Source organism: Phytohabitans flavus (assembly GCF_011764545.1).
GTDB lineage: Bacteria > Actinomycetota > Actinomycetes > Mycobacteriales > Micromonosporaceae > Phytohabitans > Phytohabitans flavus.
Window position 1 is genome coordinate 6,330,001 of the sequence record NZ_AP022870.1, and the last position, 21,937, is coordinate 6,351,937.

Genomic DNA, 21,937 nt, shown 5'->3' on the forward strand with positions numbered 1-21,937 from the left:
GGCGCGGCGGTACGCACCTGATGCCCCGCGCGGTACCCGGTCTGCCGCCGAGCGTGGAAGAGTTGGCCCATGGTCCTCGCCGAAGACGCGCTGCTCGGCCTGCTCCTGCCGTTTTGGCAGCTCGTGATCGGGGCGGTCGTGCTTGTCGCGATCGTGGCTTCGGTGCACCGCCTGATCATGCGCGGACCGTCCCGCATGACCACGATGATGCTGATCAGCGGCGGCGTCGTGGTCGGCCTCACAGTCATCGGCGTGCTGTGGAGCTGAATAACCACTAAATGCGGCGATTTGCCAGGCTGGGCAGTTCCTGACGAATCGTTGCCAGCCGTGCCAGGTCCAGGTCGGCGACGGTAATGCCAACTGTGTCCGGCGCCTGGGCGACAACCGTGCCCCACGGGTCGACCACCATGCTCCGACCGAAACAGGTACGCCTCGGCTCGTGGTCACCGATCTGCCCGGCGGCCAGCACATAGCACTGGTTTTCGATCGCCCGGGCGCGCAACAGGACCTCCCAGTGGTCCCGCCCGGTGTGCATCATGAACGCCGCCGGCACCACGAACACTTGGGCACCGGCCACCGCGAGCCGGCGGTACAGCTCGGGGAAGCGCAGGTCGTAGCAGATGGAGAGGCCAACCGGCACGCCCTCGACGTCGACGACGACGGTCTCCGCGCCTGGGGCCACGCCGCGCGACTCGCGGTACGAGACGCGCCCGGGGATCTCCACGTCGTACAAGTGGATCTTTCGGTAGCTCGCGGCCAGTTCGCCGCCGCGGTCGAACACCAGCGACGTGTTGTACGTCCGCTCGGCGTCCGGCCCCGTCTCATGGAACGACCCGGCCAGCACCCACATCCCCAGCGAGCGCGCCGCGGCCGAAAAGTAGGCCCCGAACTCGCCGTCGACGCCCTCCGGCTTGGGGGCGCCGGCGCCGGGACCGAGGTAGTCGACGTACTCCGGGAGAATCGCGAGATCGGCCCCGCTCGCGGCGGCCTTCTCCAGCAGCTCGCCGGCGGCGGTGAGGTTGGCGGCACGGTCTTCGCGGGCGTTGAGTTGGCACACGGCGACGCGCATGCCGCCAGGCTACGTCGTCGCGAGCACGAGCGCCGTAGCCGCGAGGCCGAGGCCCGCGATCTGTACCGGCCGCAGCCGCTCGCGGTCGACGGCGAGCGCGAGCAGCACGGTGCTGGCCGGGTACAGCGCGGCGATCGCGGCGACGATGCTCAGGTGCCCGCGCACCGCCGCGGCGAGGTAGCAGGCGTTCGCGACGATCTCCAGCGTGCCGGCTACCGTCGCCCAGCCAAGCGCCGGGCGGGGCAGGCGGGCGGCGGTGCGCGTACCAAGGAGGATCGCGGCACCGACCGCGATGGAGGTGAGCCTCCCGGCGGCGAGCGGCCACATGCCCGACTCTTCGGTCGACTGGCCGAGCAGTGCGAAGAGAAGCCCGAAGAACACACCGGCCACCAACGACATCACGATCAGGCGCGGCGAGACCGCGGGGCGACCGGCTTGCGGTGTCAGGCTGACCAAGCCGATGGCCACGACGGCGAGTCCGGCGCCGCCGAGGGCGAGCATTCCAGGGTTGCTGTCCGTGAATAGCCCGACCCCGATCGGCACGATCGCCGCGGTGACCGCCGCGAGCGGGGCGACCACCGCCATCGCGCCGCTGGCCAGCGCCCGGTAGAGCAGAACGACGCCGAAGAAGCCGGCGAGCCCACTGCTCGCGCCCCACGCCAGGTCGGCCGCGGTCGGCGTACCGGGCAGCAGGATCACGCAGAGTGCCAGCGTGGGAAGGCCGAGAGCCTGGGAGATCACGGTGACCGCGAGTGGATGGGCACGCTGCGACGCCCGTCCGCCGGAGTAGTCGGCGGTGCCCCAGATCAGGGCGGACAGGCCGGCGAGCACAATGGGTAGCACCGTGCAGTCGTATCACAATACTGACCGCGAAGGACACTCCATTGACCGAGACTGTGGCCGCGCTCACTGCGGCGGTGGCCGGACACGTGCGCGCGCTGCGCACCGCACGCGGCTGGTCCCTTGACGAGCTCGCCGGCCGATCCGGGGTCAGCAAGGGCATGGTCGTGCAGATCGAGGCGGCGCGCACGAATCCGAGTGTTGGGACGCTTGTCCGGATCGCGGACGCGTTCGGCGTGACGATCGCGCGGCTGCTGGAGCCCGCCGAGGAGCGCACGGTCCGGATCTCAGACGCGGAGTCCGCGCCCCAGCTGTGGCGGGGTAGCGAGGGCGGCTTCGGGCGGTTGCTGCGCGGCATGAACGACCCGAGCTTCGTCGAGCTCTGGGAGTGGCGCTTCGCCGCCGGAGAACGCCACACGTCTGAAAATCACATGCCGGGTACCCGTGAGGTCCTCCACGTCCTGGAGGGGACCCTGACCCTCACGGTGGACGGCGTGGACTACACCGCGGCGGCCGGCCAGACCATCGACTTCCTAGCCGACCGGGCGCACACCTACACCAACGCGACGGCGGAAGACACTCGACTAATGATGATCGCGATCATCCCCAACACCGAGTGGGACCGCCGCTCGCCCTAGGGCCTAGGCGGTCTTCTCCTCGCGGTGCTCGCGGCGACGACGCCCGGTGAACTCGCGCGGGACGATCGTCGGGTAGACGTTTTCCATCACGACTTCGCGCGTAATCAGGACGCGGGCGGCATCCGGGTTGCTGGGCACCTCGTACATCACGGAGAGCAGGACTTCCTCGATGATCGCGCGAAGGCCGCGGGCACCCGTGCCGCGGAGCATCGCCTGGTCGGCGATGGCCTCGAGCGCGGGGAGGTCGAACTCCAACTCCACGCCGTCGAGCTCGAAGAGGCGCTGGTACTGCTTCACGTACGCGTTGCGCGGCTCGGTCAGGATCTTGATGAGCGCTTGGCGGTCGAGGTTGCGCACCGTGGTGATCACCGGGAGCCGGCCGATGAACTCGGGGATCAGGCCGAACTTGAGCATGTCTTCCGGCATGACCTGGCCGAAGACGTCGTCCGTAGAGCGGTCGGAGACGGCCCGGAGGTGGGCGCCGAAGCCGAGGCCACCCTTGCCGACGCGCGACTCGATGATCCGGTCGAGGCCGGCGAACGCGCCACCGCAGATGAACAGCACGTTGGTGGTGTCGATCTGGATGAACTCCTGGTGGGGGTGCTTGCGCCCGCCCTGCGGCGGCACGTTCGCGACCGTACCCTCCAGGATCTTCAGCAGTGCCTGCTGCACGCCCTCGCCGGAGACGTCCCGCGTGATCGACGGGTTTTCGCTCTTCCTTGCGATCTTGTCAACTTCATCGATGTAGATGATGCCGGTCTCGGCGCGCTTGATGTCGTAGTCGGCCGCCTGGATGAGCTTGAGCAGGATGTTTTCCACATCCTCGCCGACGTAGCCGGCCTCGGTCAGCGCGGTCGCGTCCGCGATGGCGAACGGCACGTTGAGCATGCGAGCGAGTGTCTGCGCCAGGTGGGTCTTGCCGCAGCCCGTGGGGCCGATGAGCAGGATGTTGGACTTGGCCAACTCGACCGCTTCACCACCGGACCCGGGCGCACCAGCCGCCTCAGCCTGAATGCGCTTGTAGTGGTTGTAGACCGCGACGGCAAGCGCCTTCTTCGCCTGGTCCTGACCCACCACATACTGATCGAGGAACTGGCAGATCTCCATGGGCTTGGGAAGCTCTTCCCACTTGACCTCGCCCGACTCGGCCAGCTCTTCCTCGATGATCTCGTTGCACAGGTCGATGCACTCGTCGCAGATGTAGACCCCCGGGCCCGCGATGAGCTTCTTCACCTGCTTCTGCGACTTACCGCAGAACGAGCACTTAAGTAGGTCGCCGCCGTCGCCGATCCGTGCCACCTACGTTCTCCCTGCGCTCATCGGCCGGAATGCCGGCCCTGGCCTGAGGACGGTCCTGCCCCGTGGATCCCCATTGCGCCCCGGGAGGGCCGGGGCATGTGCTGTGCACCTCGACGTTACCCGCTGCTCGGGCGTATTCCGACCCCCAATGTGGGTGTGTCAGAGGCTTGCCAGTCATCCTTCTTCAACCGGACCCTGCGGCGCCTGCGCCCCGATCTTCACCTGAGGCTCGGGGGCCGCAAGGGGAGGTCGAAAAGGTTGTCTTGCCGGACCACTGGCAGGCCCCTGACTCCTTGAGGTCAGCTGGCGCTCGCCGCGGCGACGAGCCCCTTCTTACGGCTGGCCAGCACGGTGTCGACCATCCCGTACTCCTTGGCCTCCTCGGCCGTCATGATCTTGTCACGGTCGATGTCCTTGCGGACCTTCTCGACCGGCTGCCGCGAGTGCACCGCCAGCAGGTCTTCCAGCTGGGTGCGCATCCGCATGATCTCCCGAGCCTGGATCTCGATGTCCGAGCCCTGCCCGTAGCCGCCCTCGGTGGCCGGCTGGTGGATGATGATCCGCGAGTGCGGCAGCGCCATCCGCTTGCCCGGCGTGCCCGCCGCCAGGAGCACCGCGGCCGCGCTGGCCGCCTGCCCGAGGCAGACCGTCACGATGTCGGGACGGACGTACTGCATCGTGTCGTAGATCGCCGTCATGGCCGTGAACGAGCCACCGGGCGAGTTGATGTACATCGTGATGTCGCGGTCCGGGTCGGTGCCCTCGAGCGTCAGCAGCTGCGCCATCACGTCGTTTGCCGAGGCGTCGTCGACCTGCACACCGAGGAAGATGATCCGGTCCTCGAACATCTTGTTGTACGGGTTTGACTCCTTCACCCCGTACGACGTGCGCTCGACGAACGACGGAATGATGTACCGGTTGTGGACCTCGCGGAGGCCCGCCGGGATCTGTAGTTCAGTCATGGTGCCTTCCTCAGCTCAGCGTGCCGGCGCCGGACGGGACCTGGGTCGCCCCGGTGATCACGTGGTCGATGAACCCGTAGTCCTTGGCCTCCTGAGCCGTGAACCAGCGGTCACGGTCGGAGTCGGCCTCGATCTGCGCCTGCGTCTGCCCGGTGTGGAACGCGACGCGCTCCTGGAACATCCGCTTCGTGTAGAGCATCTGCTCGGCCTGGATGGCGATGTCGGAGGCGGTGCCACCCATGCCACCGGACGGCTGGTGCATCATGATCCGCGCGTGCGGGAGCGCGAACCGCTTGCCCCGGGTGCCGGCGCAGAGCAGCAGCTGACCCATCGACGCGGCCATGCCCATCGCGATCGTCTGAACGTCGTTGTCGATGAACTGCATCGTGTCGTAGATCGCCATGCCGGAGTAGACCGAGCCGCCGGGCGAGTTGATGTACAGGTAGATGTCCCGGGACGGGTCTTCCGCGGCGAGCAGCAGCAGCTGCGCGCAGATGCGGTTGGCCACGTTGTCGGTGACCTCACTGCCCAGGAAGACGATGCGCTCCTTGAGCAGGCGGTTGTAGACGGTGTCGTCGAGGTTGCCACTGAGCGTGTCGCCGCCGCGGGCCTCGATCGCCCGCGCGGGCATCACAGGAAAGTGCTGATCGGTCATGGCAAGCCCTTCGCAATTGTCTCCGTACGACCGACCTTATCCACTGGTGGCAGCCGCGACCGCAACGTTCGCTATCAGCGCACGGGCGTGCCGCGGGCCGCCGTCCCCATCAGTGGTCGTGGTCGTGATCGTGCTCGGCGCTCCCGCCGCGGAGGTCGTCCATGTTCAGCTCGTTGCCCGCCGCGTCGGTGATCTTGATCCGATCCATGACCAGCGCGAGCGCCTTGCCGCGGCGGACGTCACCGAAGACGGCGCCGGCGTTGCCGGCCCGGACGAGCTGGTCGTAGTACTGCTGCGGCTGCACGCCGGCCCGCTGCGCCCGGTGCATGATCTCGTGGCCGAACTCGTCGTCGGAGACCTGCACGTCCTCGGCGTCGGCCAGCGTGTCGAGCAGCAGCTGGATCTTGACACCCTCGGTGGCCGCCTCAGCCAGCTCGGTATCGATCTGCTCCTCGGTCTTCTCCTCGGCCGCGAGGTACTCGTCCAGGGAGGCGCCGATCCGCTCCAGCTGGTCGGCCATCGCCTGCTTGCGGTGGTCGACCTCCTCGCGCACCACGCCCTCCGGCGCGGGCACGTCGGCGATCCGGACGAGCTCGGCGAGCGCCTTGTCCCGGGCCGCGTAGAGCTGCTCCACCTTCTTTACCCGGGTGACCCGCTCGCGCAGGTCGTTACGGAGCTCCTCGAGCGTGTCGAACTCGCTCGCCAGCTGGGCGAACTCGTCGTCGAGCGCGGGCAGCTGCTTCTCCTTGACCGTGCGGACCGACACCGAGACGTCCGCGTCGCGGCCGGCGAAGTCGCCGCCCACGAGCTGGGACGTGAAGGTGTTGGCGTCGCCGGCGGACATGCTTACGAGCACCTCGTCCAGGCCGGGGAGGAGCTGCTTGCTGCCCACCTCGTGGGAGATGTTGGTAGCGGAGCCACCCGGCACCTCCTCGCCGTCGACGGTCGCGGCCAGGTCGATCTGGACGTAGTCGCCGTCCTGCGCCGGCCGCTCCACGGTCTTGAGCGTGGCGAAGCGCTCCTGTAGGCCCTTGACCTGCTCGTCGATCTCGCTGTCGGCGATCTGTAGCTCGTCGACGCTGATCTCCAGCGTGGAGAGGTCGGGCAGCGCGATCTCTGGCCGCACGTCGATCTCGGCGGTGAACTTGAGCGGCTGGCCGTCCTCGAGCTCCGGGAAGGTCTCCAGCTCCGGCCGGCCGAGCATCTTCACGTCGTGCTCGCGCACGGCGGCCAGAATCTGGGCCGGGATGGCCTCCTGCACGGCCTCGTTGATCACGGCGGCGCGGCCGACCCGCTGGTCGATCACGGCGGCGGGAACCCGGCCCCGGCGGAAGCCCGGGATCTGGACCTGCTGGGCGATCTCCCGGTACGCCTTCTTGAGGCTCGGCTCAAGCTCGACGAACGGCACCTCGATGGCGAGCCGCACCCGAGTCGGGCTCAGGGTCTCGACGGTGCTCTTCACAGGCGTACTCCTCGATGGATCTTTCAGGCTTGTTGCCGTCTGGCGTCACTCGAACGCAATAGCGGCTCGGTCGAGTGTAGAGCCGGTCCGCTGGGCACGCGGAAACCGGGCCTCCCCGCTCGGCCCGGAGGTAGGGATTTCCCCACCTGACGAGGGCTACCAGCCCCACTGACTCCTGGTCCCGCGGCCGCGAGTGTTGTCGATGACGGACGACAACGACATGGGGAGTGATCATGGCAGGCGCGATTTCCCGGCGTTCGGTGCTGGCCGGGGCGGCCGCGGGAGTGGCGGGCGCGGCGGTGGGGCTGGGCCGCGCGGGGGCGGCGGGCGCCACGCCGGTCGCGGACATCACGGCGGTGACGGGGGTCACCGTGATCGACGCGGCCGGCGGGGCCCGCCGCCGCCAGAACGTCCTGGTACGCGGCGGCCGCATCCTGGACGCCGGCGACCTCCACCGGGTACCGGTGCCGCACGGCGCGCGGGTGGTCGACGGCCGCGGGAAGTTCCTCATCCCGGGCCTCGCGGACATGCACACCCACGCGACCGAGATCGACCCGATGGACCCCGAGATGTACGTGGTGAACGGCGTCACCACCACCCGCCAGATGTCCTCCAGCGAGGCGGTCCGGGGCTGGCGCCGGGATATCGAGGCCGGCACCCGCCTGGGCCCGCGCTGGGCGGTCGGCAGCTCCATCGTGGACGGCACACCCTCGCTGTGGGAGGGCATCGGCGTGCCGTACGTCGCGGTCGCCGACGCGGCGCAGGCGCGGGCCGCCGTACGACAGCAGGCGGAGGAGGGCGCCGACTTCGTCAAGACGTACACCCGCCTGTCCCGCGAGTCCTTCCAGGCAATCGCGGCGGAGTCGCGGCGGGTGGGCATACCCTTCCTCGGGCATGTGCCGGACTTCGTGCAGATCACCGAGGCCAGCGACGCCGGGCTGCACAGCATGGAGCACCTCTTCGAATTCTGGTACGACACCTCCCGCGACGAGCAGCGGCTGCGCCGCGAGATCGGGCGCATCGCGATCGCCGGGGGCGACTACGCCGGGTGGTTCACCAAGCTCCACCCCATCGAGTACGCGGCGGCGCGCAGCTACGACCGGGACAAGGCGGCCCGCGTCTTCGAGCGGCTGGCCCGCAACGGCACGCACGTCACGCCCACGATCACCGTGCACTGGACCTGTGACGTGCCGGACGAGGTACCGCACGACGACCCCCGCTTCCGGTACGCGAGCGCGGACACGCTCGGGTACTGGCAGTGGGCCACCGAGACCATCTACCTCAAGGGGCGCACGCCGCGGGAGAGCGCCGAACGCCGCGAGCTCTTCGCCCGCCGCCTGCGCCTGGCCGGCGAGATGGCTCGGGCGGGCGTGCCGCTGATGACCGGGACCGACCTGGGCACCGCGTACCTGCTGCCCGGGTTCAGCCTGCACGACGAGCTGCGCTTCCTGGTACAGGCCGGCCTCACGCCGGCACAGGCGCTGCGCGCGGCCACGCTGGAGCCGGCCCGCAGCCTGGGCCGCCGCGACCAGGGCACGGTCGAGCGGGGCAAGGTGGCTGATCTTGTACTGCTGGACGCCGACCCGCTCCGCGACATCACGAACACCACGCGCATCAACAGTGTCTTCGTGCGCGGCCACCTCGTCGACCCGGCGGCCCGGCAGCGGATGCTCGCCGAGATCGAGGCCGCCGCCCAGCGCAAGGTCGCGACCGGCGTAATCCCCGCGGCCGCCGGCTGCGCCTGCCACGGTGTCCCGGCCCGCGCCGCCTGACGGATCTCGGGCGCCCCGCACGCGAGTGCGGGGCGCCCATCTTTTGGATCGTGAACCGCGCAGGGTGAGGCCGCGGGAGCAGCGGTCCGGACCACCGCGGACGTCGCGGTAGCCCAAATCTTCGTCTTGAAGTAGCTCAGCCGGCGACGTAGTCGGCGAGGTGCTCGCCGGTGAGGGTGGAGCGGGCGGCGACGAGGTCGGCGGGTGTGCCCTCGAAGACGATCTGGCCGCCGTCGTGGCCGGCGCCCGGGCCGAGGTCGATGATCCAGTCACCGTGCGCCATGACCGCCTGGTGGTGCTCGATGACGATGACCGACTTGCCGGAGTCGACGAGCCGGTCGAGCAGGCCGAGCAGCTGCTCGACGTCGGCGAGGTGGAGGCCGGTGGTCGGCTCGTCGAGGATGTAGATGTCCCCCTTTTCGCCCATCTGGGTGGCCAGCTTGAGCCGCTGCCGCTCGCCGCCGGACAGCGTGGTGAGCGGCTGGCCGAGGCTGAGGTATCCGAGCCCCACGTCGGCGAGCCGGTCGAGGATCTTGTGTGCCGCCGGCGTGCTCGCCTCGCCGGCCTTGAAGAACTCCTCGGCCTCGGTCACCGACATCGCCAGCACCTCGGCGATGTTCCGGCCGCCCAGCGTGTACTCCAGCACCGACGCCTGGAACCGCTTGCCCTCGCAGTCCTCGCACGTGGACTCGACGGTGGCCATGACGCCCAGGTCGGTGTAGATGACGCCGGCGCCGTTGCAGGTGGGCAGCCGCCCTCGGAGTTCGAGCTGAACAGTGCCGGCTTCACTCCGTTTGCCTTCGCGAACGCCTTGCGGATCGGCTCGAGCAGGCCGGTGTACGTCGCCGGGTTGCTCCGCCGCGACCCGCGGATCGCGCTCTGGTCGATCACCACCACGCCCTCGCGCCCAGCGACCGAACCGTGGATCAGCGAGCTCTTGCCGGAGCCGGCGACGCCGGTGACCACGCAGAGCACGCCGAGCGGGATGTCCACGTCGACGCCCCGCAGGTTGTGCGTCGACGCGCCGCGGACCTCCAGCGCGCCGGAGGAGGGACGCACGGCCGCCTTCAGCTTCGCCCGGTCGTCCAGGTGGCGGCCGGTGATCGTGTCGCTCGCCCGCAGCCCTTCCACCGTGCCCTCGAAGCAGACGGTGCCGCCCGCCGTGCCCGCGCCGGGACCGAGGTCGACGATGTGGTCGGCGATCGCGATCGTCTCCGGCTTGTGCTCCACGACGAGCACGGTGTTGCCCTTGTCCCGCAGCTGCCGCAGCAGGTCGTTCATCCGCTCGATGTCGTGCGGGTGCAGGCCGATCGTGGGCTCGTCGAAGACGTACGTGACGTCGGTCAGCGAGGAGCCGAGGTGGCGGATCATCTTTGTGCGCTGGGACTCTCCACCGGAGAGGGTGCCCGATGGGCGGTCGAGCGAGAGGTACCCCAACCCGATCTCCTTGAACGAGTCGAGGAGGTGCTGAAGCCCGGTGAGCAGCGGGGCCACCGACGGCTCCTTGAGGACGCGGACCCAGTCGGCGAGATCGCTGATCTGCATCGAACAGAGATCGGCGATGTTCTTACCCTTGATCTTCGACGACCGGGCCTCCGCGCTGAGGCGCGTGCCGTCGCACTCGGGACACGCCGTGAACGTCACTGCCCGCTCCACGAACGCGCGGATGTGGGGCTGCATCGCCTCGACATCCTTCGACAGGAGCGACTTCTGGATCGCCGGGATCAGCCCCGTATACGTGAGGTTGATCCCTTCGATCTTGACCTTGGTCGGCTCCTTGTAGAGGAGGTCGTGCATCTCCTTCTTGGTAAACTTGCGGATCGGCTTGTCCGGGTCGAAGAACCCGCATCCCCGGTAGATGCGCCCCTGCCAGCCGTCCATGCTGTAGCCGGGGATGGTGACCGCGCCCTCGTTGAGCGTCTTGCTGTCGTCGTAAAGCGCGGACAGGTCGAAGTCGGTGACCGAACCCATGCCCTCGCAGCGCGGACACATACCGCCGAGCCGGTTGAAGGTCGCCTTCTCGGTCTTCGTCTTGCCCTCGCCGCGCTCGACGGTGATCGCACCGCTGGCCTTCACCGAGGGGACGTTGAAGGAGTACGCATTGGGCGAGCCGATGTGCGGCTGCCCGAGCCGGCTGAAGAGGATGCGCAGCATCGCGTTGGCGTCCGTGGCGGTGCCGACAGTCGAGCGGGGGTTGGCACCCATCCGCTCCTGATCCACGATGATCGCGGTCGTCAGCCCGTCGAGCAGGTCGACCTCCGGCCGCGCCAGCGTCGGCATGAAGCCCTGCACGAAGGCGCTGTAGGTCTCATTGATCATCCGCTGCGACTCCGCAGCGATGGTCGCGAACACCAGCGAGCTCTTGCCCGAGCCGGAGACACCCGTGAACACCGTGAGCCGCCGCTTCGGAAGCTCGACGCTGACGTCCTTGAGGTTGTTTTCCCGGGCGCCCTGCACGCGGATCAGGTCGTGGCTGTCAGCGGCGTGCGGCGCTGCCGAGCGCGTATCCGTCCTCGTGGCCCTGCTCATCGTCTCTCCATCTGTTCGGTGTCGCGCGGCGTCTGGGCTTGCGTCGCGTGGTTCCGAATCTAACCAGGCGGGTGTGTCAAAGTTCGGCTCAGCGCCGTTCCTGGATGCGGATCAGGTTGCCCGCTGGGTCACGTACCGCGCAGTCGCGAATCCCGTACGGCTGCTCGGTCGGCTCCTGGACGATCTCGGCGTCGGCGGATTGCAGCCGCTCGAAGGCCCCGTCGAGGTCCGGGGTCGCCAGCAGGATGCCGCCGTACGTGCCCTTGGCCATCATGTCGAGGATGGTGCGGCGCTCGTCGTCCGTGATGCCGGGATCGACGCCGGGCGGGTGCAGGACGATCGAGGTGCCGGGCTGTCCGGGCGGACCGACCGTGATCCAGCGCTTCCCGTCGTATCCGACGTCCTGGCGGACCTCGAAGCCGAGCGTGTCGCGATAGAACGAGAGGGCCGCGTCTGGGTCGTCCTGCGGGAGGAAACTCGAGAAAATCGTAAGGTCCATGCAGATCAGGCTATGTGCGGCTCAGCACCGGTGCTTCTTGATTCCTGATCGGTCGGGCCACTTGTTCGCCCGGGTTCGTGATCGGTCTGGTCACTTGTTCGCCTGGGTTGGTGATTGGTCTGGTCACCTGTTTGCCTGGGTTTCTGATCGGTCTGGTCACCTGTTTCGCCTGGCAGGAGGGGATCCCCACGGTCGCGAGCGGGGCCTCGCGCCGGTAGGCGCTGGGCGGCACGCCGACAAGCTCCGTGAAGCGTGTGCTGAAAGTGCCCAGAGACGAACAGCCAACCGCGAAACAGACTTCGGTGACGCTGAGGTCGCCACGACGCAGAAGCGCCATCGCACGCTCGATCCGCCGCGTCATCAGGTAGCTGTACGGCGACTCACCGTAGGCGGCCCGGAACTCGCGGCTGAGGTGCCCGGCCGACATGCTCACACCGCGAGCGAGCGCCTCGACATCGAGCGGCTGCGCGTACTCCCGGTCGATCCGATCGCGGACACGCCGCAGCCGCGCGAGGTCGCGCCGGTGCTGGTCGGCGGCGGATCGGCTGGTCACGCCCACGATCGTGCCACCTCGCGCTCGGGTCGCCTAGTGTCGGCCGCGCTGGTCACGCCTTTGGCCTTGCCGCTTCGAGTTCGCGGGCGCCCAGCATCGCCGGGGTCCCGGACGCCGGACGCCGCAGCACGGCCAGCACCGCGATCGGGAGCAGCAGCAGTGTCAGTACGCCCGACAGCGCGAGCCCGCCGACAACTCCGGTCAGCTCGATCAGCGGTCCGCCGGCGGCCAGGCCGAGTGGGGCCGCCACCGTGGCCACGATCACGCCGCCCAGCACCGGCCCGACGATGAAGAGCGCGAACGTCGCATTCAGCCCGAGCAGGCCGTTGACCGCGAACTGCCCACTCTCCCCCGCCATCGACGTCGCCAGCAGACGCCGGCTGCTCGACCCGGTGGTGCGGACTATCGCGCCGAAGAGGAGACCGACGATCAGCACCGGCAACGTGAGCCGTTCGGTGACGGCCAGGACGCCGAGGGTGGCAAAGGTCAGCGCCCGCAGCACGCAATCGGCGATCAGGAGGGTACGCGGCGGCACGCTCACCCGGCCCAGCCCAATGGCCAGCGCGAGGAGACTGGACAGCACGAACGGCGCGGCCTCCACCAGCCCGATCGCGATCGCCTTCGGAACGCCGCCGTGGATGGACAGCGTCTGCACGGGCATCGCCACGATGATCATGCCGGTACCGGCGTCGGCCGGCAGGTCACCCAGCAGAAGCCCGGCCACACGCCGGTCGCGCAGCACCTCACGGTACGACCGGTTGGTGATGTCCATGGCCGCTCACGCTAGTTGCGGCGGCGCGACCCGCGCTTCTCGATTCCTGATGGGTCGGCGCCTTGCGGTGCTCCGCAACCCGCTTGATAGCAGTGGAGAGGTCGCGAGGCCATTCTGTACCGTGACGACCGCCGGTGGGCCCGTAATCGGCTCGCCGGGGAATGGGGCGATCGCTAGCCTCGTCGGGTGACCGCCGACCTGCCGACGTTCGAGCTCGCCTTTCCCGGCCCGCTACGCGACCAGCTGGTCACTGCCGTCCTCGATGGGACCAAGACCACCACCACCGGGCTGCTCCAGGACTACGAAATCGACGGCGAGCCCCTGCCTGTCGTGGGCGCCCAAGCCGCTGTGGTCGATTCCGCCGGCCGCCGGGTCGCCGTTATCGAAGTGACCGAGGTGCGGGTGTGCCGACTTGGCGACGTCGATTTCGACCACGCCCGCGACGAAGGCGAAGGCGATGACTCGGTCGCGGCCTGGCGAGCAGGGCACGAGGACTACTGGCACGGAACGGACTACCGAGGCTGGCTGGGCAACCCGGAGTTCGCCGTAAACGACGACACCCCGGCCGTGCTTCAGCGGTTCCGTCTCGTTGCGGTGCTCTGATCCTCCCGATTGAGGGACGCGCCTGCCGAACGCTCGCGATCGGCGGGCGCGCCGGGCGGTGACCTTCCGCTATCCGAGTTCAGCTACGAGCTGGTTCGTGCCATGCCAGGTCGGTGCCGAGCGCTCGGGCGAGCCGGGTGATTGTCTCGCGTGTGGCCTGGTCGCTGACGTGCTCGGGTAGCCAGGCGCAGGCGATGCCGGCGGCTGCCACGTCGGCGGTGGCGCACACGGCGGCCAGGCATTCCTCGATCTGGGTGAGGGAGGGTCCGGGGCCCGAGGGAAAGCGCAGGCCGGGCAGTTGCGCGCTGTCGATGACATCGATGTCGAGGTGCAGGTAGACCGGCGTGCCGCCGATCTCGTGGAGCGCGGAGGTGATCGCGGCGGGATCGGCGGGCACGCGGCGGACCTGGCTGGCGGTCAGGGCGTCGCGCTCGGCGGGGTCGAGGTCCCTGGCGTCAGCGAGCACGACGCTGGTCTCGGCTACCGGCCGCAACCCGAGCGCATCGCCGAAGAGCCCGGGTGTCCGGCCGGTCAGCATGGCCAGCGCCATGCCGCCGAGGTAGCCGCTGGCCGTGATGGCGGGGGTGTTGAAGTCGCCGTGGGCGTCCAGCCATACCACTGCCAGGTCGCGATGGCGGCGCTGTAGCCCGGCCACCGCTGCCCGGGCGGTGGGGCAGTCGCCGGTGAGCAGCAGTGGCCTGTTGGCCCGCGCTGCCGCCTCGGCGACCTCCTGGTGCAGCAGGTCCATCCGGCCGGGGACGGGGCCGGCCGGAAGGGACGGGCAGATCGTCTCGGTCACACCGGCTGGGACCGGGAAGGCCGGGATGTGCTCGTCGAGGTGCCAGGGCGCGACGATGGGGTCCCAGGTGCGGCCGGTGCTGTGGTCAGCCATGGGTTGTCTCTCCTTCTGCGCGGTGGGCGAGTTGTTTCCGCTGGGCGAGCAGGTCGAGCAGCTGTTGCAGCTCGGCAGCGCCGGCGTGCAGGTGTGCGGTGAGCTCGGCGCGGGCTTGTGCCGGGCTGCGGTGCAGTGCGTCAAGTAGCTGGCGGTGGTCGTCTGCGGTGCGGCCGAGTTCGCGGCGAGAGCGCTCGGCCAGCGCAAGGGCGAGGCGCTGCTCTTGCTGGAGTTGGAGGTAGAAGCGGCGCAGCCGCGGGCTGCCGGTGGCCGCGACAAGGGTGGCGTGGAAGAGCCGGTCACCGTCGAGCACGGCGGCGGTGTCGCCGCGGTGGAAGGCGTGTTCTATCTGCTCAACCAGATCGGCTAGATCCGCGTAGACCGCCGGATCGCGGTGCTCGGTGAGGGCGTCCACTCCGGCCAGCTCCAGGGCGGCGCGGGCAGCGTAGATGTCGGCGACATCCTCCGCGGTGCTCTCGGTGACTACGATGCCGCGGTTCATCTGGTAGCGGACCAGGCCCTCGCTGGCGAGGACCCGTGCGGCTTCGCGGACGGTGCTGCGGGATACGGCGAGTTCGGCGGCCAAGGCGGCTTCGCGCAGCGGGGTGCCCGGCAGCAGCCGACCGGACAAGATCGCCTGCCGGACGGCGTCGGCGGCCTGGTCGGTGGTGCTCTGCCGCTGGATATTCGCACCCAGGCCGGTGATCGGGCTCGTCTCGGTCACGAGTCTCCCAGCGGCACGTCCCGGCCGGCGCCGTGCTCATCGCCGAGCCGGTCAGCGAGGGCGGCCACCGCCGCGTCCTGAACGCCCAGGCCGGTCAGGTCGGCCGCGATCAGCTCATCGTCGGCGGTGCGGCCGGCCAGCCGCACCGACGCCACGGCGGGCAGCTCGCCGCACACCGAGCCCACGTCCAGCAGGCCGGCCTCCAGCGCGTGGTGCGGCTCGCCTGACGCTGTGGCGGCGTCGATGCTGTCCGGCACGTACTTGCCCGCCGCCACAAGCCGCCTCCGTTGAAGCCCGGTCTATCGCGCACTAGATTGCCATATTGTCCGGCAATCCGGCAAGACAACGGGAGCGATGCATGTCCGTGCCCGGGCTGCGCCGCGAGGACCTCCCCGTCCTGGACCGGCTTCTTTGCATGGCTTGGGAGTGGGTCGCGCCGGTCGTGACGGGGACCGCGGGCGTCGTGGGCGTGGTGTTCACGTGGTTCGCCGGCGCCCAGGGACGCAAGCACACCGAGCGGATGATCGAGCAGACGCGCCTGGCCGACGACCGAACCCGGCTCCTGAACGAGCGCAAAGACGCCTACCTCACGGCGCTGCGGACCATCGAGCTCCGGAAACGTCGGGAGCGGTATCGGGAGCGGGGAAAGCTGGAGAGAATCCAGCAGCTTGACGAGCGCTGGCCGAAGGCAGAGCGAGTCCACATGGAGATGGAAGCGCTGATCGGGATCCGGGCCTTCGGCAGCAAGCGGGTACTCGATCTCGCAGACCGGTGGTACGACGCCGACGAGGCCGGCGACGCGAAAGCCAGTACAGAACTCGTCGAACAGCTCCAACAGGCCATCCGCGCGGAACTGCACGGTGGGGCACAAGCAGACCGATAGACGCCGCACCGGATGGAACTGATCGGTTGATCAGGCCGTTGAGCTGCTGAAACTCTGGAGCGGGCGACGAGAATCGACCTCGCACCGTCAGTTTGGACGCCCATTCTCGGGCATCGCGGTATGTCTATTTCGCCTGGCTGATGCCTGTGTCGTCGTGCCCGTTCGTGACCTCTGTGGACACCGCCTTCTGGCACGGGGATGGCACGCCGGATCTTGCGCGGATTGCCGCTGCTACATGGGTTTCCGCCCGGACCGTAGGTCCGGGGCGGCTTGCCGTGGCGGCGGCTCACCGCGCACAGCTGGCGGTGATGGGCGGGATCTCCCCGGTCGGGCCGGGCTCGTCCCAGCGGTGAACGTCCGGCGCCCCAGATTGGCACAACTTTTCTCGGGCGAGCCGCCTTCGAAGACCGAGGGCCAGCGAAGCCGCCGCCCGACCCCTCTAGCCTCCTGCGTCACACGTTCCTCGCGACGGCGGCGCCGGATACCTCACGGGAAGGTTTGACCTGACGAGGTCAGCACCCGTGGTCCGATCACGTCCTTGATCCAGGGCACGATGACGTCGATCCGCGCGGTGGTCTCGTCCAGAACGTGCGGGCAGCTCGGCCCGCTGCTGACCACGGCCACAACCGTCGGCCCGCCAGGGTGCCGCTCGGAGAAGAACGGGCCACCCGAGTCGTACGGACATGGGGTGGTGTTCCGCTGCGGCGCATAACCGGTCATACCCAGCGTGGCCGCGTTCACGGTCGTGAGCTGGAGCTGGCCGGTGCGTAGCCGGGTCGACGGCGTCGGGTTCTGGCTGGTAATCGAGCCGTAGCCGGTGAGCCGCAACACATCGCCGACCTCCGGTGCCGTATGACTCAGCCGCAGCGGCCGGATGTCGGCGATCCATTTGTCGATCCTTGCCAGCGCCACGTCGTTGGTCGGCGACTGTCGGACTGCGACCACGGTGACGACGTGCCCGCCGGTGCCGCCCAGGTCGGTACGGCCGACCGTCGCGGTGGTCAGGTCGGCCACCGGCCGGTCCACCCTTACGCCGTTGGCGTCGCGGAAGCAGTGCCCGGCGGTGAGCACCCACTGGGGCGCAATCAAAGAGCCGGAGCAGGCGCTGTTGCGGCGTCCGCCGTCCGCGGTCGGGATGCCGGTCATCGTCAGCTTCACCGAGAACCGGTACTGGCCGATCGGCACTTCCTCGCCGTTGGCGATGGCGTTGGCTGGTGCGGCGTGCGCGACGAGAGCCAGTACCGCCAGGCCGAGTACGGCCGTGAGCCTCCTAGTCCACATAGGCCGATTAAACCCCAGCTTGTCCAGCTTCCGCAGGCCCGCAAGCACGACTGTGCACATTGGCGCGGCCTTGCAGCACGCAACGACAGGCAGCTACGCGCCAACCGAGCTAGCGGCAACCCTCCCGCATCCCCCACCGGCGCACGCCACAGCTAATGACATAGCCGTAGAACGGGGAGGAACCGTGATGAGCACGCGAGTGCCGACGCCGGACGAAAGAGGGTAAGCAGGGCCGCTACCGCAGCAAGCCCGAGACGGGCGCCGACGAAGACCGCGTCGTTGACCTGGACGTGCTCTCGGTCGAGGCGCTCCGAAGTGGCGTAGGACACAGCTGAGGGAGCAGCTCCGGTGGGGTCCGGCCTACGCCAAGCCGATCGACGAGCACGGCGATCTTGTCTTCACCACCGAGGGCGGCAGCCCGCTCGACCCCGGGCAGACCTACACGCGATTCATCCGCCTGGTCAAGGAGGCCGGGCTGTCACACCTCATCGCCATGCGGGTCGGTAGATCCGACTGATCGTTGATCAGGCCGTTGAGCTGCTAAAACTCTGGAGCGGGCGACGAGAATCGAACTCGCACCGTCAGTTTGGAAGACTGAAGCTCTGCCATTGAGCTACGCCCGCGTGCGCCCCGACCACGACGGGGTGCGCCACCAGAGTACTGGGTCGGAGCCGCCCGTTGCGCGCGGCATCATGCGCCCCGCCGTGGGGTGTTGCGCCAAACGTTAAGTGGACCGCTTAGACTTCTCAGCGCACGGGGTGTAGCGCAGCTTGGTAGCGCACTCGCTTTGGGAGCGAGGGGCCGTGGGTTCAAATCCCGCCACCCCGACCACCGTACGGCCCTGACCAGCCAAAAGCCGGCCAGGGCATCGATCACGGCGCCGTGTTCACTACGCCATCCGGGCCATCGGCGCCGGGCGCGCCTGGGAGACCCTGCCCCACTCCGAACCGCTTCGGAGCCGCCGCGACAGCATGTAAGCCACCTCCTCCACCGGGTCGACGCGGCCGTCCAGCGTGAGATTCGCTACGAAGGTTTCGCCGCGCCGCGAGGTCCGCGGCGAGGCAGCCGGCCGCCGGTTGCCCGAGCGGCAGGCGAGCGTGAGGGCGAGGAAGGGCCACGCGGTGCCCGCGCTGGCCACCACGGCCACTTCCTCGGTACGCAGCCTCGATCCCAGCGAGGCGCGCATCCTGTAAAGAACGGTCAACACGGTTCGGTACCTCCTTCCTCTTCGGTCTTTGCCGGGCGCTCCACGGCGGAGCTTCCGGCGGAAACGTCGTGAGCCCCGGTGTCGATCCGGGCACACCGTCCTTATGAGGGACGGCCGAGCAGCCAACGCCCGCGCTCACGGCAGTCCACAGTGGATGGCAATCGCACGCGTGCCCCCGGGAGGAGTCGAACCTCCGGCCTTCCGCTTCGGAGACGGACGCGCTTCCGCTGCGCTACGAGGGCATGTGCAGGCGGCAGGAGTCGAACCCACGGGCTACTGCTTTACAGGCAGCGCCTCACACCGCATGAGCGCCTGCTTTGGGGTAGCCACGGGGAGTCGAACCCGCGCCTTCCAGAGCCACAATCTGGCGTGCACCTCCGGTACACCACAGCTACCGTGCCCGCGGAGGGTGTCGAACCCCCGGCCCCCGCTTTGTAAGAGCGGTGCTCTTCCGTTGAGCTACACGGGCAATGACGTGCGTCGCGCGAGGATCGAACTCGCCGCGGCCTGCTCATAAGACAGGTCCCACCAACCAGGTGAGCTGCGACGCATAAGAGAGATGCCGGGGGTTGGGTCTGAGGACGAGCGCTCCGGCACCGTACGTCGCTCCCGCGGCTGGACTCGAACCAGCAGAGGCTTTCGCCACCGGGTTAACAGCCCGGCCCGCTACCAAATTACGGTCTACACGGGAATGGTCGCGCGTACGGGACTCGAACCCGTTTCCCCGACTTGAAAGGACGAGAGCCTACCCATAGCCGAACGCGCGAGGTGTGCCCCGAGGAGGGTTCGAACCTCCGACATCCGCCTTGTCGAGACGGCGCTCTCCCACTGAGCTACCGGGGCTGGGAGCGGGAGCCGGAGTCGAACCGACGACCTCTGGATTATGAGCCCAGCGCGCTTCCGTAACTGCGCCATCCCGCAAGTGCGTCGCCAGGGACTCGAACCCTGAACCCTCCGGGTAAAAGCCGGATGTCTCTGCCAATTGAGCTTGCGACGCTCGAAGTCTCCCGCCCAGGAGTTGAACCCGGAACCGTCGCGTTAGGACCGCGCTGCTCTGTCCGTTGAGCTAGCGGGAGAAGGTGTGCGGCACCCGGGAATCGAACCCGGCACGCTGGGCTTAGAAGGCCCGGCAGCGCATCCAGCGCACATGCCGCATATCGGTGGTACGCCGTGAAGGAATCGAACCTTCCTCTACTGGTTAAGAGCCAGCAGCTAAACCACTCAGCTAACGGCGCATGGCGGAGAGGGTGGGAGTCGAACCCACACGGGTCAAGCCCTACACCGTTTTCGAGACGGGCGCCGGCACCAATCGGCTGGCCTCTCCGTACCCCTGGGACGAGTCGAACGTCCGACCTCCTGGTTCGTAGCCAGGCGCTCTTTCCGCTGAGCTACAGGGGCATGGTCCCGTCGGAAGGAGTTGAACCTTCTGTCTCCTCGTTATCAGCGAGGCGCCTCTACCTCTTTGGCCTCGACGGGATGGAGGAGGGTGTCGGATTCGAACCGACGCCGGGCGGGCCCGGTCTGCCTTAGCAGGGCAGCGCGATAGACCTCTCTGCCAACCCTCCGTTGCGGCGCCGACGGGATTTGAACCCGCGCCCTCTGCCTTGACAGGGCAGCGCTCTAGACCAAGCTGAGCTACGACACCATGTGCTTGCGTACCCGGAGCGCGATTCGAACGCGCACTGACGGCGGTCTGAGCGCCGCGCCTCTACCATTGGGCTACCCGGGCATGGTGGACAACCTCGGTATCGAACCGAGCAGGCGCTGCTTGCAAGGCAGCGCTGCACACCTGTGCGTCGCCCATGAGAGCCAGCGGGGAGGCTCGAACTCCCTCCGCGCGCTTACGAGACGCGTGCACCACCCGTCGTGCTGCGCTGGCATGAAGCCGACGCCCAGGCTCGAACTGAGTCCTCCGGTTTACAAGACCGGGGCACAACCCGTTGTGCTTCGTCGGCATGCGTGCCCTCGGCGCGAGTCGAACGCGCACATGACCGCCTCCTCAAGACGGCGCCTCTGCCGTTGGGCTACGAGGGCAAGGTTGCTGGGAGCGGAGGATTCGAACCTCCAACCTTCCGGTTCAGAGCCGGACGTGCTGCCAGGTTGCACCAGCTCCCAAAGGCGGCCGGCGGCGAGAGATGCGCCGGCCGCTTCATCAGCGCGTGGCGAACGACGCCCAGCTCGGGGTCGCCGGCTCGAACCGCAGCCGCAGGCCCGCCTCGGCGGGGGTGCGGTCGCCCTTGCGCTGGTTGCAGCCATCGCACGCGGCGATGGTGTTGAGCCAGGTGTTCCGGCCGCCGCGGGAGCGGGGCAGGATGTGGTCGACGGTCGTGGCGTGCCCTTCGCAGTAGCCGCACCGGCGGCTGTCGCGGGCGAGGACACCGCTGCGGGACCAGGACGGTCCGGCGGTGTACCGCCACTTCGTGACGACGTACCGGACCAGGCGCACGACCGTCGGCACCGGGTATACGCCGATCACCCGGTCGGGCTGGGCCTCGTGTACCTCGGCGACTCGCCGGACCAGCATCCGTACCGCGTGGCGGAGACTGACCCGGTGGAGCGGGCCGAGGTCGGCGTTGATGACCAGGACGTCCACCGGATCCCCCTTTCGTCGATGTGGCCGGTGGTTGGAGCGGTAGCGGGGACTCGAACCCCGCGCCTGCTGGTTGGAAGCCAGCCGCTCTACCGGATGAGCTACTACCGCGCAGCGAGTAGGGGAATCGAACCCCTGTTTCCGGGTTGAGAACCCAGCGGCCTGGCCACTAGCCGAACTCGCCATGAGCGCCCTCCCCCTGAGTCGAACAGGGACCCCGCGGGCTTCAACCGCGTGCGCTACCGATTACGCCAAGAGGGCACGTTGAGCTACACCCCATACGTCGGGAACCGGGGAGTCGAACCCCGCGTTTCCTGATCCCAAATCAGGCCCGGTCACCGAGCCGGTCGTTCCCGATTTGCCCAGCCGTCACCGAAGAAACAGCGCGGCTGGGCGCCTTTCGTGTCATGCCATCCACTGTGGAATTCTCAAATTTCGACGCCGCTACGCGAATTGCGCAGGGCAAAGCAGGGGCGGCAGGATTCGAACCCGCGACCTACGGTTTTGGAGACCGTCGCTCTAACCGGGCTGAGCTACACCCCTATGGGCCTGAGCTGCGTGGATACCGAAAGAGATACGTTGCCGGACAACGAAAAAGCCGCCCGGTCCCTGGAGGGGTGGGCGGCTGAGCGCTACTTCTGCGCTACCGTCGCCGCCTGCCCTCAGAGGCTGTTTTCTCGCTCGCGATCAAATCACTGGGTCGGCCG

19 protein-coding genes, 29 tRNA genes and 2 pseudogenes are annotated in these 21,937 nt (G+C 68.6%); 6 read left to right on the forward strand and 44 right to left on the reverse strand.

Features of this window, described 5'->3' with window-relative positions:
- Positions 1-69: 69 nt before the first annotated feature.
- Positions 70-267: a hypothetical protein gene (locus Pflav_RS27470; protein WP_173039355.1), complete on the forward strand. Its 198-nt coding sequence runs from the start codon at positions 70-72 to the stop codon at positions 265-267.
- A gap of 7 nt (positions 268-274) precedes the next feature.
- Here the strand turns inward: Pflav_RS27470 and Pflav_RS27475 are convergent, their stop codons facing one another.
- Both Pflav_RS27475 and Pflav_RS27480 read right to left on the reverse strand, forming a co-directional pair.
- On the reverse strand, positions 275-1,069 hold the full coding sequence (locus Pflav_RS27475; protein WP_173039357.1) for a carbon-nitrogen hydrolase family protein: 795 nt from the start codon (positions 1,067-1,069) through the stop codon (positions 275-277).
- 9 nt (positions 1,070-1,078) lie between these two features.
- Complete coding sequence (locus Pflav_RS27480) at positions 1,079-1,912, reverse strand: DMT family transporter (RefSeq protein WP_173039359.1); 834 nt, start codon at positions 1,910-1,912, stop codon at positions 1,079-1,081.
- 41 nt (positions 1,913-1,953) lie between these two features.
- On the opposite strand from Pflav_RS27480, the gene Pflav_RS27485 reads away from it, so the two are divergent.
- A complete protein-coding gene (locus Pflav_RS27485; RefSeq protein WP_173039361.1) occupies positions 1,954-2,547 on the forward strand; it encodes a helix-turn-helix domain-containing protein in 594 nt (197 codons plus the stop codon).
- Between the two features lie 3 nt (positions 2,548-2,550).
- Here the strand turns inward: Pflav_RS27485 and clpX are convergent, their stop codons facing one another.
- The 4 genes from clpX to tig all read right to left on the reverse strand — a co-directional run bounded on the left by clpX (position 2,551) and on the right by tig (position 6,925).
- Positions 2,551-3,846: an ATP-dependent Clp protease ATP-binding subunit ClpX gene (gene clpX / locus Pflav_RS27490; protein ID WP_173039363.1), complete on the reverse strand. Its 1,296-nt coding sequence runs from the start codon at positions 3,844-3,846 to the stop codon at positions 2,551-2,553.
- Between the two features lie 299 nt (positions 3,847-4,145).
- Positions 4,146-4,808: an ATP-dependent Clp protease proteolytic subunit gene (locus Pflav_RS27495; protein ID WP_173039365.1), complete on the reverse strand. Its 663-nt coding sequence runs from the start codon at positions 4,806-4,808 to the stop codon at positions 4,146-4,148.
- 10 nt (positions 4,809-4,818) lie between these two features.
- Positions 4,819-5,463, reverse strand: a complete 645-nt coding sequence (locus Pflav_RS27500; protein WP_173039366.1) for an ATP-dependent Clp protease proteolytic subunit — start codon at positions 5,461-5,463, stop codon at positions 4,819-4,821.
- Positions 5,464-5,572: 109 nt separating this feature from the next.
- Positions 5,573-6,925 carry a trigger factor gene (gene tig / locus Pflav_RS27505; RefSeq protein ID WP_173039367.1) on the reverse strand — a complete coding sequence of 451 codons (1,353 nt, stop codon included), beginning with the start codon at positions 6,923-6,925 and terminating at the stop codon, positions 5,573-5,575.
- A gap of 233 nt (positions 6,926-7,158) precedes the next feature.
- Here tig and Pflav_RS27510 point away from each other — a divergent pair, with 233 nt between their 5' ends.
- On the forward strand, positions 7,159-8,697 hold the full coding sequence (locus Pflav_RS27510) for an amidohydrolase family protein (protein ID WP_173039368.1): 1,539 nt from the start codon (positions 7,159-7,161) through the stop codon (positions 8,695-8,697).
- Positions 8,698-8,833: 136 nt separating this feature from the next.
- Here Pflav_RS27510 and Pflav_RS27515 read toward each other — a convergent pair.
- From Pflav_RS27515 to Pflav_RS27530, 4 genes and pseudogenes are all read right to left on the reverse strand, one after another.
- A pseudogene (locus tag Pflav_RS27515) lies at positions 8,834-11,226 on the reverse strand (ATP-binding cassette domain-containing protein).
- A gap of 88 nt (positions 11,227-11,314) precedes the next feature.
- Positions 11,315-11,725, reverse strand: coding sequence for a VOC family protein (locus Pflav_RS27520; RefSeq protein ID WP_173039369.1), 411 nt, complete (start codon positions 11,723-11,725; stop codon positions 11,315-11,317).
- A 142-nt stretch (positions 11,726-11,867) separates the two neighbouring features.
- Positions 11,868-12,278 (reverse strand): annotated as a pseudogene (locus Pflav_RS27525) (helix-turn-helix transcriptional regulator); the annotation flags it as partial.
- Positions 12,279-12,330: 52 nt separating this feature from the next.
- A complete protein-coding gene (locus Pflav_RS27530; RefSeq protein ID WP_197938769.1) occupies positions 12,331-13,050 on the reverse strand; it encodes an MFS transporter in 720 nt (239 codons plus the stop codon).
- A gap of 186 nt (positions 13,051-13,236) precedes the next feature.
- On the opposite strand from Pflav_RS27530, the gene Pflav_RS27535 reads away from it, so the two are divergent.
- Complete coding sequence (locus tag Pflav_RS27535; RefSeq protein WP_173039370.1) at positions 13,237-13,653, forward strand: ASCH domain-containing protein; 417 nt, start codon at positions 13,237-13,239, stop codon at positions 13,651-13,653.
- 79 nt (positions 13,654-13,732) lie between these two features.
- Here the strand turns inward: Pflav_RS27535 and Pflav_RS27540 are convergent, their stop codons facing one another.
- From Pflav_RS27540 to Pflav_RS27550, 3 genes are read right to left on the reverse strand one after another with little or no spacing between them, the layout of a single operon-like run.
- On the reverse strand, positions 13,733-14,545 hold the full coding sequence (locus Pflav_RS27540; RefSeq protein ID WP_173039371.1) for an arginase family protein: 813 nt from the start codon (positions 14,543-14,545) through the stop codon (positions 13,733-13,735).
- Positions 14,538-15,269, reverse strand: coding sequence for a GntR family transcriptional regulator (locus Pflav_RS27545; protein ID WP_173039373.1), 732 nt, complete (start codon positions 15,267-15,269; stop codon positions 14,538-14,540). Before Pflav_RS27545 ends, Pflav_RS27540 begins: the two co-directional genes overlap by 8 nt.
- On the reverse strand, positions 15,266-15,544 hold the full coding sequence (locus tag Pflav_RS27550) for a hypothetical protein (protein ID WP_173039375.1): 279 nt from the start codon (positions 15,542-15,544) through the stop codon (positions 15,266-15,268). Before Pflav_RS27550 ends, Pflav_RS27545 begins: the two co-directional genes overlap by 4 nt.
- An 83-nt stretch (positions 15,545-15,627) precedes the next feature.
- Here Pflav_RS27550 and Pflav_RS27555 point away from each other — a divergent pair, with 83 nt between their 5' ends.
- Positions 15,628-16,152, forward strand: coding sequence for a hypothetical protein (locus tag Pflav_RS27555; RefSeq protein ID WP_173039377.1), 525 nt, complete (start codon positions 15,628-15,630; stop codon positions 16,150-16,152).
- 486 nt (positions 16,153-16,638) lie between these two features.
- On the opposite strand, the gene Pflav_RS27560 is transcribed toward Pflav_RS27555, so the two are convergent.
- Both Pflav_RS27560 and Pflav_RS27565 read right to left on the reverse strand, forming a co-directional pair.
- Positions 16,639-17,433, reverse strand: coding sequence for a S1 family peptidase (locus Pflav_RS27560; protein ID WP_173039379.1), 795 nt, complete (start codon positions 17,431-17,433; stop codon positions 16,639-16,641).
- Positions 17,434-17,982: 549 nt separating this feature from the next.
- A tRNA-Gly gene (locus Pflav_RS27565) sits at positions 17,983-18,056 on the reverse strand.
- A 131-nt stretch (positions 18,057-18,187) separates the two neighbouring features.
- On the opposite strand from Pflav_RS27565, the gene Pflav_RS27570 reads away from it, so the two are divergent.
- Positions 18,188-18,264: transfer RNA gene (locus tag Pflav_RS27570), tRNA-Pro, on the forward strand.
- 58 nt (positions 18,265-18,322) lie between these two features.
- Here the strand turns inward: Pflav_RS27570 and Pflav_RS27575 are convergent.
- The 29 genes from Pflav_RS27575 to Pflav_RS27715 form a co-directional block, all read right to left on the reverse strand.
- Positions 18,323-18,640: a hypothetical protein gene (locus tag Pflav_RS27575; protein ID WP_173039381.1), complete on the reverse strand. Its 318-nt coding sequence runs from the start codon at positions 18,638-18,640 to the stop codon at positions 18,323-18,325.
- A 170-nt stretch (positions 18,641-18,810) separates the two neighbouring features.
- Positions 18,811-18,882 (reverse strand) — tRNA-Arg (locus tag Pflav_RS27580).
- 3 nt (positions 18,883-18,885) lie between these two features.
- Positions 18,886-18,956, reverse strand: a tRNA-Tyr gene (locus Pflav_RS27585).
- Positions 18,957-18,958: 2 nt separating this feature from the next.
- Positions 18,959-19,035 (reverse strand) — tRNA-His (locus Pflav_RS27590).
- A 2-nt stretch (positions 19,036-19,037) separates the two neighbouring features.
- A tRNA-Val gene (locus Pflav_RS27595) sits at positions 19,038-19,109 on the reverse strand.
- A gap of 7 nt (positions 19,110-19,116) precedes the next feature.
- A tRNA-Ile gene (locus tag Pflav_RS27600) sits at positions 19,117-19,190 on the reverse strand.
- Positions 19,191-19,246: 56 nt separating this feature from the next.
- Positions 19,247-19,331, reverse strand: a tRNA-Asn gene (locus Pflav_RS27605).
- A gap of 1 nt (position 19,332) precedes the next feature.
- Positions 19,333-19,406: transfer RNA gene (locus tag Pflav_RS27610), tRNA-Glu, on the reverse strand.
- Between the two features lie 5 nt (positions 19,407-19,411).
- A tRNA-Val gene (locus Pflav_RS27615) sits at positions 19,412-19,483 on the reverse strand.
- Positions 19,484-19,561 (reverse strand) — tRNA-Met (locus tag Pflav_RS27620). It lies immediately after the preceding tRNA gene.
- 2 nt (positions 19,562-19,563) lie between these two features.
- Positions 19,564-19,637: transfer RNA gene (locus Pflav_RS27625), tRNA-Lys, on the reverse strand.
- Positions 19,638-19,643: 6 nt separating this feature from the next.
- Positions 19,644-19,716, reverse strand: a tRNA-Arg gene (locus Pflav_RS27630).
- Positions 19,717-19,722: 6 nt separating this feature from the next.
- Positions 19,723-19,794, reverse strand: a tRNA-Arg gene (locus Pflav_RS27635).
- 7 nt (positions 19,795-19,801) lie between these two features.
- A tRNA-Lys gene (locus tag Pflav_RS27640) sits at positions 19,802-19,875 on the reverse strand.
- Between the two features lies 1 nt (position 19,876).
- Positions 19,877-19,964: transfer RNA gene (locus tag Pflav_RS27645), tRNA-Ser, on the reverse strand.
- Between the two features lies 1 nt (position 19,965).
- Positions 19,966-20,038, reverse strand: a tRNA-Arg gene (locus Pflav_RS27650).
- Position 20,039: 1 nt separating this feature from the next.
- Positions 20,040-20,116: transfer RNA gene (locus Pflav_RS27655), tRNA-Ile, on the reverse strand.
- A 1-nt stretch (position 20,117) separates the two neighbouring features.
- Positions 20,118-20,205, reverse strand: a tRNA-Ser gene (locus tag Pflav_RS27660).
- Between the two features lie 4 nt (positions 20,206-20,209).
- Positions 20,210-20,285: transfer RNA gene (locus Pflav_RS27665), tRNA-Asp, on the reverse strand.
- 11 nt (positions 20,286-20,296) lie between these two features.
- Positions 20,297-20,369 (reverse strand) — tRNA-Leu (locus tag Pflav_RS27670).
- Positions 20,370-20,447: 78 nt separating this feature from the next.
- Positions 20,448-20,519: transfer RNA gene (locus Pflav_RS27675), tRNA-Thr, on the reverse strand.
- Positions 20,520-20,523: 4 nt separating this feature from the next.
- Positions 20,524-20,595 (reverse strand) — tRNA-Thr (locus tag Pflav_RS27680).
- Positions 20,596-20,600: 5 nt separating this feature from the next.
- Positions 20,601-20,674 (reverse strand) — tRNA-Leu (locus Pflav_RS27685).
- Between the two features lie 7 nt (positions 20,675-20,681).
- Positions 20,682-20,755 (reverse strand) — tRNA-Gln (locus Pflav_RS27690).
- Between the two features lie 37 nt (positions 20,756-20,792).
- Positions 20,793-21,233 (reverse strand): HNH endonuclease, encoded by a 441-nt coding sequence (locus Pflav_RS27695; protein WP_232071978.1) that lies wholly within the window; start codon positions 21,231-21,233, stop codon positions 20,793-20,795.
- Positions 21,234-21,265: 32 nt separating this feature from the next.
- Positions 21,266-21,341: transfer RNA gene (locus Pflav_RS27700), tRNA-Gly, on the reverse strand.
- Position 21,342: 1 nt separating this feature from the next.
- A tRNA-Glu gene (locus Pflav_RS27705) sits at positions 21,343-21,414 on the reverse strand.
- Positions 21,415-21,513: 99 nt separating this feature from the next.
- Positions 21,514-21,586: transfer RNA gene (locus tag Pflav_RS27710), tRNA-Pro, on the reverse strand.
- Between the two features lie 112 nt (positions 21,587-21,698).
- Positions 21,699-21,773, reverse strand: a tRNA-Trp gene (locus tag Pflav_RS27715).
- Between the last annotated feature and the right edge of the window lie 164 nt (positions 21,774-21,937).

Coding starts and splice junctions, on each gene's coding strand:
- Pflav_RS27470 (WP_173039355.1), top strand. CDS start 70: ATGGTCCTCGCCGAAGACGCGCTGCTCGGCCTGCTCCTGCCGTTTTGG.
- Pflav_RS27475 (WP_173039357.1), bottom strand. CDS start 1,069: ATGCGCGTCGCCGTGTGCCAACTCAACGCCCGCGAAGACCGTGCCGCC.
- Pflav_RS27495 (WP_173039365.1), bottom strand. CDS start 4,808: ATGACTGAACTACAGATCCCGGCGGGCCTCCGCGAGGTCCACAACCGG.
- Pflav_RS27500 (WP_173039366.1), bottom strand. CDS start 5,463: ATGACCGATCAGCACTTTCCTGTGATGCCCGCGCGGGCGATCGAGGCC.
- Pflav_RS27510 (WP_173039368.1), top strand. CDS start 7,159: ATGGCAGGCGCGATTTCCCGGCGTTCGGTGCTGGCCGGGGCGGCCGCG.
- Pflav_RS27520 (WP_173039369.1), bottom strand. CDS start 11,725: ATGGACCTTACGATTTTCTCGAGTTTCCTCCCGCAGGACGACCCAGAC.
- Pflav_RS27530 (WP_197938769.1), bottom strand. CDS start 13,050: ATGGACATCACCAACCGGTCGTACCGTGAGGTGCTGCGCGACCGGCGT.
- Pflav_RS27540 (WP_173039371.1), bottom strand. CDS start 14,545: ATGGCTGACCACAGCACCGGCCGCACCTGGGACCCCATCGTCGCGCCC.
- Pflav_RS27555 (WP_173039377.1), top strand. CDS start 15,628: ATGTCCGTGCCCGGGCTGCGCCGCGAGGACCTCCCCGTCCTGGACCGG.
- Pflav_RS27560 (WP_173039379.1), bottom strand. CDS start 17,433: ATGTGGACTAGGAGGCTCACGGCCGTACTCGGCCTGGCGGTACTGGCT.